General features: G+C 71.7%; 9 protein-coding genes. 8 read left to right on the top strand and 1 reads right to left on the bottom strand.

Translation table 11 applies throughout. The annotated features are described in order from the left end of the window. Positions 1 to 58 precede the first annotated feature (58 nt). Positions 59 to 1,864 (bottom strand): glycoside hydrolase family 15 protein, encoded by a 1,806-nt coding sequence (locus tag ACZ3ZD_RS35595; RefSeq protein WP_467407148.1) that lies wholly within the window; start codon positions 1,862 to 1,864, stop codon positions 59 to 61. 541 nt (positions 1,865 to 2,405) lie between these two features. Between ACZ3ZD_RS35595 and ACZ3ZD_RS35590 the strand changes: the two genes are divergently transcribed. From ACZ3ZD_RS35590 to scpB, 8 genes are all read left to right on the top strand, one after another. Beyond that, on the top strand, positions 2,406 to 4,055 hold the full coding sequence (locus ACZ3ZD_RS35590; protein ID WP_467407100.1) for a CTP synthase: 1,650 nt from the start codon (positions 2,406 to 2,408) through the stop codon (positions 4,053 to 4,055). Between the two features lie 97 nt (positions 4,056 to 4,152). Beyond that, positions 4,153 to 4,779 carry an NUDIX domain-containing protein gene (locus tag ACZ3ZD_RS35585; RefSeq protein WP_467407097.1) on the top strand — a complete coding sequence of 209 codons (627 nt, stop codon included), beginning with the start codon at positions 4,153 to 4,155 and terminating at the stop codon, positions 4,777 to 4,779. A gap of 183 nt (positions 4,780 to 4,962) precedes the next feature. Beyond that, the gene (locus ACZ3ZD_RS35580) at positions 4,963 to 7,029 is read left to right on the top strand and encodes a tetratricopeptide repeat protein (RefSeq protein ID WP_467407095.1); all 2,067 of its coding nucleotides are present in this window, start codon (positions 4,963 to 4,965) and stop codon (positions 7,027 to 7,029) included. Positions 7,030 to 7,175: 146 nt separating this feature from the next. After that, on the top strand, positions 7,176 to 8,291 hold the full coding sequence (gene ald, locus ACZ3ZD_RS35575) for an alanine dehydrogenase (RefSeq protein WP_467407145.1): 1,116 nt from the start codon (positions 7,176 to 7,178) through the stop codon (positions 8,289 to 8,291). A 337-nt stretch (positions 8,292 to 8,628) separates the two neighbouring features. Beyond that, complete coding sequence (locus ACZ3ZD_RS35570) at positions 8,629 to 9,804, top strand: ParA family protein (RefSeq protein ID WP_467407092.1); 1,176 nt, start codon at positions 8,629 to 8,631, stop codon at positions 9,802 to 9,804. Next, positions 9,789 to 10,334 carry a hypothetical protein gene (locus ACZ3ZD_RS35565; RefSeq protein ID WP_467407090.1) on the top strand — a complete coding sequence of 182 codons (546 nt, stop codon included), beginning with the start codon at positions 9,789 to 9,791 and terminating at the stop codon, positions 10,332 to 10,334. The genes ACZ3ZD_RS35570 and ACZ3ZD_RS35565 overlap by 16 nt, the downstream gene beginning before the upstream one ends. Before the next feature lie 18 nt (positions 10,335 to 10,352). Further along, positions 10,353 to 11,474 carry a segregation and condensation protein A gene (locus ACZ3ZD_RS35560; protein WP_467407086.1) on the top strand — a complete coding sequence of 374 codons (1,122 nt, stop codon included), beginning with the start codon at positions 10,353 to 10,355 and terminating at the stop codon, positions 11,472 to 11,474. Beyond that, the gene (gene scpB, locus ACZ3ZD_RS35555) at positions 11,471 to 12,088 is read left to right on the top strand and encodes an SMC-Scp complex subunit ScpB (RefSeq protein WP_467407083.1); all 618 of its coding nucleotides are present in this window, start codon (positions 11,471 to 11,473) and stop codon (positions 12,086 to 12,088) included. The genes ACZ3ZD_RS35560 and scpB overlap by 4 nt, the downstream gene beginning before the upstream one ends. The last annotated feature ends 3 nt before the right edge of the window (positions 12,089 to 12,091 follow it).

The following is a 12,091-nucleotide window of genomic DNA, read 5'->3' as shown; positions in this document are numbered from 1 at the left end:
CCCCTTGCCGGGCCGTGGAGCGGAGGTCCGGCTTCCAGCCTAGGCCGGGGCGGCCGTGCTAGCCGCCGTAGGCGCCCGAGGCCGTCAGGCGCAGGGCCGTGTCGATCAGCGGGACGTGGCTGAAGGCCTGCGGGAAGTTGCCCACCTGCCGCTTCAGCCGCGGGTCCCACTCCTCGGCGAGCAGACCGAGGTCGTTGCGCAGCGCGAGGAGCTTCTCGAACAGCTTGCGGGCCTCGTCCACCCGGCCGATCATCGCCAGGTCGTCCGCCATCCAGAACGAGCAGGCCAGGAAGGCGCCCTCGTCGCCCGGCAGGCCGTCGACGCCCGCGTCGGAGCCCTCCGTCGGGTAGCGCAGGATGAACCCGTCCGGCGTGGACAGCTCGCGCTGGATCGCCTCGATCGTGCCGATCACCCGCTTGTCGTCCGGCGGCAGGAAGCCCATCTGCGGGATGAGCAGCAGCGAGGCGTCCAGCTCCTGCGAGCCGTACGACTGCGTGAAGGTGTTGCGCTCCTTGTCGTAGCCCTTCTCGCAGACGTCCCGGTGGATGTCGTCGCGCAGCTCGCGCCAGCGCTCCAGCGGGCCGTCCGCGTCCCCGGACTCGATCAGCTTGATCGTGCGGTCCACCGCGACCCAGGCCATCACCTTGGAGTGCACGAAGTGCCGGCGCGGGCCGCGCACCTCCCAGATGCCCTCGTCCGGCTCCTGCCAGTGGTCCTCCAGGTAGCGGATCAGCTTCAGCTGGAGCAGCGAGGCGTAGTCGTTGCGGGCCAGGCCCGTCATGTGGCCCAGGTGCAGGGCCTCGGTGACCTCGCCGTAGACGTCCAGCTGGAGCTGGTGCGCGGCGCCGTTGCCGACCCGGACCGGGGCCGAGTTCTCGTAGCCCGGCAACCAGTCCAGCTCCGCCTCGCCCAGCTCGCGCTCGCCGGCGATGCCGTACATGATCTGCAGGTTCTCCGGGTCGCCGGCGACCGCGCGCAGCAGCCACTCGCGCCAGGCGCGGGCCTCCTCGCGGTAGCCGGTGCGCAGCAGCGAGGACAGCGTGATCGCCGCGTCCCGCAGCCAGGTGTAGCGGTAGTCCCAGTTGCGCACGCCCCCGATGTCCTCCGGCAGGGAGGTGGTGGGGGCGGCGACGATGCCGCCGGTCGGGGCGTACGTCAGCGCCTTCAGGGTGATCAGCGAGCGGACCACGGCCTCGCGGTACGGCCCGTGGTACGTACAGTGCTCGACCCACTCGCGCCAGAAGTCCTCCGTCGCCTCCAGCGAGGCCTCGGGCTCCGGCAGCGGCGGCGGCTCCTTGTGCGAGGGCTGCCACGAGATCGTGAACGCGATCCGGTCACCCGGGGCGACCGTGAAGTCGGCGTACGTGGTGAGCGCCTTGCCGTAGGTCTCCGCCTCGGTGTCGAACCACACCGAGTCCGGGCCGGCGACGGCCACCGTGCGGCCCTCGTCGTTCCGGTGCACCCAGGGCACCACCCGGCCGTAGGAGAACCGCATCCGCAGGGCCGAGCGCATCGGCACCCGGCCGGTGACGCCCTCCACGATCCGGATCAGCTGCGGGGCGCCGTCACGCGGGGGCATGAAATCGGTCACACGGACGGTGCCGCGCGGGGTGTCCCACTCGGATTCCAGGATCAGCGAGTCGCCGCGGTAGCCGCGCCGGGCGGCCGTGGGCGGCTCGGCGTCGGCGGCGTGCGCCGGGCCGAGCCGCCAGAAGCCGTGCTCCTCGGTGCCCAGCAGGCCGGCGAAGATGGCATGCGAGTCGAAGCGGGGCAGGCACAGCCAGTCCACCGTGCCATCCCGGCAGACCAGCGCCGCTGTCTGCATGTCTCCGATGAGTGCGTAGTCTTCGATGCGCCCGGCCACGTGCAACTCCAGTCGAACGGCCACGTCACACCCCCGCGCAGGGGGCTGTCGCTGATGCGGTCAAGGGGTCGTTGTTGTGCGTCGTTGAGCGGTGAAGCAAAGCAGCCCGCCGAGCCCTGAGGCAACACGACAGTCTTTGCTCAACGAACTGCCGCGCTCTCGTTGTTCCGGGTGATGTTGGCGGGGGTGTGCCGTCGTTCCGGCCGGGCTCGGCAGAGAATGTCCGAGCAGGATACGACGCACGTAGATGATCTGCGTGCCGCTCTGGGCAACCGGTGTGGGCCGAACGGGTGAGCACCGGGTGAGGACGGTGTGTCCACACCGCATCCAGAGTGACACGAGTGACCGCCGTGGCGGCAACGCGTGGGCGGCCGGCTGCGGAGCGTGGCCGGACGCCATCCCTGCCAGGCGCTGTTACGCTGGTAGCCCGTGGACCGGTGGGCGAAAACCCCCGAACCGCAGCGACGGCACCCCCGGCAGCGCCGGGCCGGAGGCCGGACCGCACCCCCCAGACCGCGACCACGGGAGCCCCCTCTTGGCCATGCCGCCCAAAACCACGACGACCAAGCACATCTTCGTCACCGGGGGTGTCGCCTCCTCGCTCGGCAAGGGTCTGACCGCCTCCAGCCTGGGCATGCTGCTCAAGGCGCGGGGCCTGCGGGTCGTGATGCAGAAGCTCGACCCGTATCTGAACGTCGACCCGGGCACGATGAACCCCTTCCAGCACGGTGAGGTGTTCGTCACCAATGACGGCGCCGAGACCGACCTGGACATCGGCCACTACGAGCGCTTCCTCGACCGCGACCTGGACGGTTCGGCGAACGTCACCACCGGCCAGGTGTACAACACCGTGATCGCCAAGGAGCGGCGCGGCGAGTACCTGGGCGACACGGTGCAGGTCATCCCGCACATCACCAACGAGATCAAGCACCGTATCCGCCGCATGGCCACCGACGAGGTCGACGTGGTCATCACCGAGGTCGGCGGCACGGTGGGCGACATCGAGTCGCTGCCGTTCCTGGAGACCGTCCGCCAGGTCCGCCACGAGGTCGGCCGGGACAACGTGTTCGTGGTGCACATCTCCCTGCTGCCCTACATCGGCCCGTCGGGTGAGCTGAAGACCAAGCCGACCCAGCACTCGGTGGCCGCGCTGCGCAACATCGGTATCCAGCCGGACGCGATCGTGCTGCGCTGCGACCGCGAGGTCCCGACCGCGATCAAGCGGAAGATCTCCCTGATGTGCGACGTCGACGAGGCCGCCGTCGTCGCCTGCCCCGACGCCCGCTCGATCTACGACATCCCGAAGGTCGTGCACGCCGAGGGCCTGGACGCCTACGTGGTGCGCAAGCTCGACCTGCCGTTCCGGGACGTGGACTGGACGACCTGGGACGACCTGCTCGACCGCGTCCACAACCCCGACCACGAGATCACCCTGGCCCTGGTCGGCAAGTACATCGACCTGCCCGACGCCTACCTGTCGGTCACCGAGGCCCTGCGCGCCGGCGGGTTCGCCAACCGCGCCCGCGTGAAGATCAAGTGGGTGACCTCCGACGACTGCAAGACCCCGGCCGGCGCCGAGGCCCAGCTCGCGGACGTGGACGGCATCTGCATCCCCGGCGGCTTCGGCGACCGCGGTGTGCAGGGCAAGGTCGGCGCGATCCGCTACGCCCGGGAGAACCGGATCCCGCTGCTGGGCCTGTGCCTGGGCCTGCAGTGCATCGTGATCGAGGCCGCCCGCAACCTGGCCGGCATCCCGGACGCCAACTCCACCGAGTTCGACCCCGCCACCGCCCACCCGGTGATCTCCACCATGGCCGAGCAGCTCGACATCGTCGCCGGGGAGGGCGACATGGGCGGCACGATGCGGCTGGGCATGTACCCGGCCAAGCTCGCCGAGGGCTCCATCGTCCGCGAGGTCTACGACGGCAAGGAGTACGTCGAGGAGCGCCACCGCCACCGCTACGAGGTCAACAACGCCTACCGCGCGGAACTGGAGAAGAAGGCCGGCATCGTCTTCTCCGGCACCTCGCCCGACGGCAAGCTCGTGGAGTACGTGGAGTACCCCCGGGAGGTCCACCCCTACCTGGTCGCCACGCAGGCGCACCCCGAGCTGCGCTCGCGGCCGACCCGCGCGAACCCGCTGTTCGCGGGCCTGGTGAAGGCCTCGGTCGAGCGGAAGATCTCGAAGTAACACACCGGTTGTACGGTGGCCGGGGTGCATACCTTCACAGGTGGGCACCCCGGCTGCTTTCTGCCGGTCTCGCGGAACGTGTGTGGGAGGACAGGGCATGACGATCAAGGACACCCCCGAGGAGTGGGAGATCCGGGCCACGGACACCCCGTTCACGGGCAACAAGACCGCCGTCCGCACGGACGACGTGGTCATGCCCGACGGCTCGGTCGCCCGCCGCGACTACCAGGTCCACCCCGGATCCGTTGCCGTCCTCGCCCTGGACGACGAGGACCGGGTCCTGCTGATCAACCAGTACCGGCACCCGGTGCGGCACAAGCTGTGGGAGATCCCGGCCGGCCTGCTGGACGTGCCCGGCGAGAACCCGCTGCACGCCGCCCAGCGCGAGCTGTACGAGGAGGCGCACGTCAAGGCCGAGGACTGGCGGGTGCTGACCGACGTGTACACCACCCCCGGCGGCTGTGACGAGGCCGTACGGATCTTCCTGGCCCGCGGCCTGTCCGACGCGGACGGCGAGCGCTTCGCGGCGGAGCACGAGGAGACCGACATGGAGCACGCGCGGGTGCCGGTCGGGGAACTGGTGCGCCGCGTCCTGGCCGGCGACGTGCACAACAACTGCCTGGTCGTCGGCGTCCTGTCCCTGGTGGCGGCGCGCGGCGCGGACGGCCTGGACGCGCTGCGGCCCGCCGACGCGCCATGGCCCGCGCGCCCCTTCACGTCCTGAACCGGCCACGGCCGGCGGCCCCCGCACCCGTCCGGGCTACTGGTGTGACGATCGCCTGATCCGATCGGGCGATCCGTCCGCCGCGCTCCTCCCGGAACGTCGCAGAGCGTGAACTAGGCTTTTCAGCGCCCGTCCGGAAGACACCGGCGGGCTTGCGCGTGCGGTGGGACGGGAGTGTGGCCCGTGACGGATCAGGCGGTGGACCCAGACGGTGCGGAACTGCCCGCACAGCCGGCCACGAAGGACCGCTTCCTGGGCCGTAGCCGGGAGTTGAAGGAGCTGCGCGCCGACATCGAACGCGCGGGCCTGGACACCCTCTCCGGCCGCAAGGCCCCTCGCGCGCGCGTCCTCCTCATCGCCGGACGCCCCGGCTCCGGACGCACCCGCCTCGCCGAGGAACTCGTCCGGCAGGTCGCCGGCCGCTACCCCGACGGAGTGCTGCGGGCCCGGCTGAGCGAGCCCGGCGGCACCCCGGTCCCGGTCGAACAGGCGGCCCGCGACCTGCTGGCCGCGCTGGAGCTGCCGGCCCCCGCCGGGGCCTCCGAGGAGGACCTGGCCGCGGCCCTGCGCGCGGCCCTCGCCGGCCGGCGGACGCTGCTGCTGCTGGACGACGCGGCCGGCGCCGACCAGGTCGACGCACTGCTCCCGGACGCCCCGGACTGCCTGGTGGTGGCCGTGTCCCAGGGCCCGCTCACCGGCATCGCGGACGTCCGCCCCTGCACGCTCGGCGGCCTCGACACCAAGTCCGCGCTGGAACTGCTCAACGGGCACACCGGCTCGGTCCGCATCACCGTCGACCCGCGCTCCGCGGAGAGCCTGGTGGAGGCCTGCCAGGGCCACCCGGCCGCGCTGGTGCTGGCCGGCGGCTGGCTCGCCGCCCACCCCAGGACCGCCGTCTCCGACCTGGCCAAACGCCTGCACGCGGAGACCGAGGGCGGCACCGACGGCACCCCGCTCTCCCGTGTCTTCCGGCTCGTGTACGAGCAGCTGCCCGGACCGGCCGCCCGGATACTACGGCTGCTGTGCCTCGCCCCGGCCGGCCTGGCCGACCCGCACACCGCCTCGGCGCTGGCCGGCTGCTCGGTCGACGCCGCCCGCACCACCCTGGACGACCTCGTCGCCCTCGGCCTGCTGCGCGCGGTGCCCACCCCGCTGCCCCAGTACGAGGTCCCCGGCTGCCTGCACCCGTTGCTGCGCGCCCTCGCCGAGAGCCAGGAGCGGCCGGCCGAGCTGCAGCTGGCCCGGGCCCGGATGCTGGAGCGGACGGTACGGCTGCTCCAGTCCTGCCGGGCGATCACCGAGACCGACAGCCCGCAGGCCCGGGAGAAGCTGAGCGGCATGCCGCCCGCGCTGCGCTTCCCCAACCCGCGGGCCGCCGCCGACTGGCTGCGCATCCGGCGGCCCGCCCTGCTGGCCTCCGCACGCCTCGCGGTGGCCGACGGCGAGCTGGACACCCTCGCCCGCCGGCTGATGTCCCAGCTGGTCAGGGCCCTGGCGGCGCATGTCGGCACGCAGGCCGCCGCACCCGACCTGTACGGCGTGCACGGCCTGGTCCTGGATGTCGCCGAGCGGCGCGGGCTGCCCCGGGAGAAGGCCGCCGCCCTGCTGAACCTGGGCGATCTGGACGCGCAGACCGGCCGCACCCGGGAAGCGCTGGCCCGCTACCGGGCCGCGCTGGACGCCGGACGCGAGGCGAACGACCCGTACGCGACCAGCCGCGCGATGGAATCCGTAGGCGGTGCCTACCAGGAGCTGGGGGACCACGACCGGGCCGCCGACTGGTTCGGCCGGGCGCTGGCCGACCGGCTGGCCCGGGGCGAGCGCCCGGAGGCCGCCCGGCTGTACGGCCGTATCGGCACCGCCCACACCTACGCCGGGCGCTACGGCGAGGCGCTCAGGAACTGGCGGGCCGCCCTCGCCGGCTACCGCAGGAGCGGTGATGTCGCCGCCAGCGCGCGGGCGTTGAGCGAGATCGCCCGGGTGCAGGAGTACGCGGGGCGGCCCGAGGACTCGCTGCGCACCTGCCTGGAGGCGGTGGAGTGGGCGCGGCGCGCCGAGGACGCGCGGCTGCAGGCCGCGGTGCAGCTGCGGCTCGCCGACACCCTGGACCGGCTCGGCGACTTCGCGGCGGCCCGCCTGCACCGCGCCGCCGCCGAGCGCATGCTGGGTGAGGAGCCCCCGGAGGACGACGCACGGCAGGAACACGCTGCTAACGCCTGCGAAATCCGTACCGCTTCCAGTGAAGATTGATGCAATGAAAGGCTAGACAGCCGGAACACCTTCATTAGACTGGCTCTGCCGCACGTTCTCCTGCGGTGTCTCCCGGTATGCCCCCGCATGTTCGGGTACGTCTGTAGTGCACCCCCATACCCTCTGAGCCAAGGACCGTGATCGACGTGAAGGTCGGCATCCCCCGCGAGGTCAAGAACAACGAGTTCCGGGTGGCCATCACCCCCGCCGGCGTGCACGAGCTGGTGCGCAACGGCCACCACGTCGTCATCGAGCGGGGCGCCGGTCTCGGCTCCTCGATCACGGACCAGGAGTACGTCTCCGCCGGTGCCGCCATCCTGGACACCGCGGACGAGGTCTGGGCCGACGCCGACCTGCTGCTCAAGGTCAAGGAGCCGATCGCGGAGGAGTACCACCGCCTGCGCAAGGACCAGACGCTCTTCACCTACCTGCACCTGGCCGCCTCCAAGGAGTGCACGGACGCGCTGCTGGAGTCCGGCACCACGGCCATCGCCTACGAGACCGTCGAGCTGGCGAACCGCGCCCTGCCGCTGCTCGCCCCGATGTCCGAGGTCGCGGGCCGGCTGGCCCCGCAGGTCGGCGCCTACCACCTGATGCGCGCGGCCGGCGGCCGCGGCGTGCTGCCGGGCGGTGTCCCGGGCGTGACCCCGGCCAAGGCCGTCGTCATCGGCGGCGGCGTCTCCGGCTGGAACGCCACCCAGATCGCCGTCGGCATGGGCTTCGAGGTGACCCTGCTCGACCGCGACATCAACAAGCTGCGCGAGGCCGACCGGATCTTCGGTACGAAGGTCAAGGCGATCATGTCCAACTCCTTCGAGCTGGAGAAGGCCGTCCTCGACGCCGACCTCGTCATCGGCGCGGTCCTCATCCCGGGCGCCAAGGCCCCGAAGCTCGTCACCAACGAGCTGGTCTCCCGGATGAAGCCGGGAAGTGTTCTTGTCGACATCGCGATCGACCAGGGCGGCTGCTTCGAGGACTCCCGCCCCACCACGCACGCCGAGCCGACCTTCCGCGTGCACAACTCGGTCTTCTACTGCGTCGCCAACATGCCGGGCGCGGTGCCGAACACCTCCACCAACGCCCTCACCAACGCCACGCTGCCGTACATCGTCTCGCTCGCCAACAACGGCTGGGTGGAGGCGCTGCGCCGCGACGAGGCGCTCGCCAAGGGTCTCAACACCCATGACGGCAAGGTCGTTTACAAGGAGGTCGCCGAGGCCCACGGCCTGGAGCACGTGGAGCTGGAGAGCCTTCTCGGCTGACGCAAAAGGCGATTCGTCAACACGGGTCGTCAACAGCACGCACCCGGCCGGACCTTGCCCGACAAGGTCCGGCCGGATGTGTGTATGGTCACTTTGCGGCTCTCGGTCAACTCGCCTCGAACGTAACCCTTCGACCGATTCGCACACCGGTGAAACCTGCTGTGCGACGGCCGTACGCCCTTGACAGCGAGATGTTTCATTGCCGACACATCCTGCCGGGTCCGGCGGATTGTGTTGCTGCGGACCGCCGACACGCCATAGAGTCGCCAACCGTCGGCATGGTGCCACGCTGACCTTGTCTAGAAGTTTCCTGGTCACCAAGGAGGTAAGACGACTTGTGAATGAGTCGACATTTTCTCCCGGGGGTGGTCAACCAGGAACGCCTGCACGGGGCCAGGGCCCCGCGGGATCCGAGGCTGTCGGCTCCGTCGCTGTGCGCACCTTCGCAGCCCACCAGAGTTCCGGTCCGCCCGCGGCCCGGACAGCACACCAGAGCATGGATGGCCATCACGTGAACGCCATGGCCGGCGACGGAAGTGGCGCGCCCCACAACCACTTCGCCGACTACGACGAACTGCCCGAGGGGCACTTCTACGACCCCGACGCCGAGTACGAGCCCGATCCCGAGTACGCGGCCACGCTCGCGCCCGACGCGGCCCGCCAGCGCCGTGAGCGCGTCGGCCCGACCGGACGCCCGCTGCCGTACTTCCCGATCCCGGGCCCGCTGACCGACCACGGCCCCGCGAAGATCATCGCGATGTGCAACCAGAAGGGCGGCGTCGGCAAGACGACGTCGACCATCAACCTGGGTGCCGCGCTCGCGGAGTACGGCCGGCGTGTGCTGCTCGTGGACTTCGACCCGCAGGGCGCGCTGTCGGTCGGTCTCGGCGTCAACCCCATGGAGCTGGACCTCACCGTCTACAACCTGCTCATGGAGCGGGGCATGTCCGCGGACGAGGTCCTGCTGAAGACGGCGGTCCCCAACATGGACCTGCTGCCCTCCAACATCGACCTGTCGGCCGCCGAGGTCCAGCTGGTCTCCGAGGTCGCGCGCGAGTCGACGCTTCAGCGGGCGCTGAAGCCGCTGCTGCCCGACTACGACTACATCGTGATCGACTGTCAGCCCTCGCTCGGCCTGCTCACCGTCAACGCCCTGACGGCCGCTCACAAGGTGATCGTGCCGCTGGAGTGCGAGTTCTTCGCCCTGCGCGGTGTGGCCCTGTTGACCGAGACCATCGAGAAGGTCCAGGAACGGCTCAACCCCGAGCTGGAACTGGACGGCATCCTCGCCACGATGTACGACTCGCGCACCGTGCACAGCCGCGAGGTCCTGGCCCGTGTGGTCGAGGCCTTCGACGACCACGTCTACCACACGGTCATCGGGCGCACGGTCCGCTTCCCGGAGACCACGGTCGCCGGTGAGCCGATCACCACCTACGCCTCCAACTCCGTCGGTGCCGCCGCCTACCGCCAGCTCGCCAGGGAGGTGCTCGCCCGGTGTCACGCCGAGTGAGTCTGCCCGGGGCCGACGAACTGTTCCGCACGACCGGGGGGATGGCGCTCCAGCCGTCCACGCCCCGGCGCGGGACCAACGGTGAGGCCCGGGTGCCGGCTCCCGCGGGGGAGAGCGACGAGGCGGCCGCCGCCGAGGACGCACCGCAGTCTGTGCCCGTCCGGGGCGGCGACGGAGAGGGAGCGGAGCACGCGGCGGCGGAGGCCGATCCGGCCGACGCCGAGTCCCGCACCCGCCCGGCGCGCCGGCAGGGGGCGCAGGAAGGTTCTGCCGCCGCGCAGCCGCGCAAGCGCGGGCGGTCGGCGGCCCGGCGGCCCAGCGGACGCGAACGACACGACGAGAAGATCACCGTGTACGTCTCGGCCGAGGAGCTGATGGACCTGGAGCACGCGCGGCTCGTGCTCCGCGGCGAGCACGGGCTCGCGGTGGACCGCGGGCGGATCGTCCGGGAGGCGGTGGCCGTGGTCCTGGCCGACCTGGAGTCCCGCGGGGACGCGAGCATCCTCGTACGCCGGCTGCGCGGGCGGTAGCGGTAGCCTGCGGGGGCCATGACCTCGAACGGACCCCCTCCCCCCGGCGCCCCCGCCGCCCGCCGGCGTGCGCTGGGGCGAGGCCCGGGCACCGCCCCGACCGAGCCGCCCGCGGCATCCGCCGAGCCGGCCGCCGAGGTCTCCGTACCGGTGGCGCCCGTCGAGGTGCCCGACGCCGAAGCTGTCCGGTCCCCTCACGAGCCCGAGGCCGAAGCCGTCCAGGCCCCTCACGAGCCCGACGCCGATGCGGCCCGGGACCCCGGGGCGCCCCAGGAGCCCGGGGCCGAGGCTGCCCAGGACACCCAAGCCCCCCACGACCCCGAGGTCCCCGACGGTGTCTTCAAGGTGCGGCTGGCGAACTTTGAGGGGCCCTTCGACCTGCTTCTCCAGTTGATCTCCCGGCACAAGCTGGACGTCACCGAGGTCGCGCTGTCGAAGGTCACCGACGAGTTCATGGCGCACATCCGGGCCATGGGACCCGACTGGGACCTGGACCAGACCACCGAGTTCCTCGTCGTCGCCGCCACCCTGCTCGACCTCAAGGCGGCCCGGCTGCTGCCCGCCGCAGAGGTGGAGGACGAGGCCGACCTGGCCCTGCTGGAGGCCAGGGACCTGCTGTTCGCGCGGCTGCTCCAGTACCGCGCCTACAAGCAGATCGCCGACATCTTCGCCGGGCGCCTCGACGACGAGGCCCGCCGGTGGCCCCGTACCGTCGGCCTGGAACCGCAGCACGCCGAGCTGCTCCCCGAGGTCGTCATCAGCATCGGCGCCGAGGGCTTCGCCCGGCTGGCGGTCAAGGCCATGCAGCCCAGGCCCAGGCCGCAGGTCTACGTGGACCACATCCACGCCCCGCTGGTCAGCGTCCAGGAGCAGGCCGGCATCGTGGTCACGCGGCTGAGGGAGCTGGGCGAGGCCAGTTTCCGGGTGCTGGTCGAGGACACCGAGGACACCCTCACGGTCGTGGCGAGGTTCCTGGCGCTGCTGGAGCTGTACCGCGAGAAGGCCGTCGCCCTGGACCAGGAGAGCGCCCTCGGCGAGCTGCTGGTGCGCTGGACCGGCGGGGACGGGAGCGAGGCGCCGGTGGTCACGGACGAGTTCGACCGGCCGCCCCAGGCGCCCGAGGAGGAGAAGAAGGCATGAGCGAGACCGCCGACCTCGACCTGAAGCCCGCGCTGGAGGCGATGCTCATGGTCGTGGACGAGCCCGCGACCGAGGAGCACCTGGCGAGGATCCTGGAGCGGCCCCGGCGGCAGGTCGGCGACGCCCTGCGCGAGCTGGCCGACGAGTACACCGCGCAGGGCCGGGGCTTCGAGCTGCGCTTCGTGGCCGGCGGCTGGCGCTTCTACACCCGCGCCGGCTACGCGCCGGCCGTCGAACGGCTCGTCCTGGACGGGCAGACCGCCCGGCTCACCCAGGCGGCACTGGAGACCCTCGCGGTCGTCGCCTACCGCCAGCCGGTCAGCCGCAGCCGCGTCTCCGCCGTACGCGGAGTGAACTGCGACGGTGTGATGCGCACCCTGCTGCAGCGCGGTCTGGTCGAGGAGGCGGGCGCGGAACCCGAAACAGGTGCGATCCTGTACAGGACGACGAACTACTTCCTGGAGCGGATGGGCCTGCGCGGCCTGGACGAGCTTCCGGAGCTCGCGCCCTTCCTCCCCGAGGCGGAGGCGATCGAGGCCGAGACCCAGGAAGGGGTCCCGTCGTTCGACCCGGACGCGCCCGACGCGCCCGGCGGTCAGGACGCAGACGACTAAGAC

This window comes from Streptomyces sp. NPDC023481, from assembly GCF_055560195.1.
This window is presented reverse-complemented; position numbering and strand designations above follow the sequence as displayed.

What these genes read in the sequence shown, in the direction of transcription:
- ACZ3ZD_RS35585 (WP_467407097.1), top strand. Translation starts at nt 4,153, where the DNA reads ATGACGATCAAGGACACCCCCGAGGAGTGGGAGATCCGGGCCACGGAC.
- ACZ3ZD_RS35590 (WP_467407100.1), top strand. Translation starts at nt 2,406, where the DNA reads ATGCCGCCCAAAACCACGACGACCAAGCACATCTTCGTCACCGGGGGT.
- scpB (WP_467407083.1), top strand. Translation starts at nt 11,471, where the DNA reads ATGAGCGAGACCGCCGACCTCGACCTGAAGCCCGCGCTGGAGGCGATG.
- ACZ3ZD_RS35560 (WP_467407086.1), top strand. Translation starts at nt 10,353, where the DNA reads ATGACCTCGAACGGACCCCCTCCCCCCGGCGCCCCCGCCGCCCGCCGG.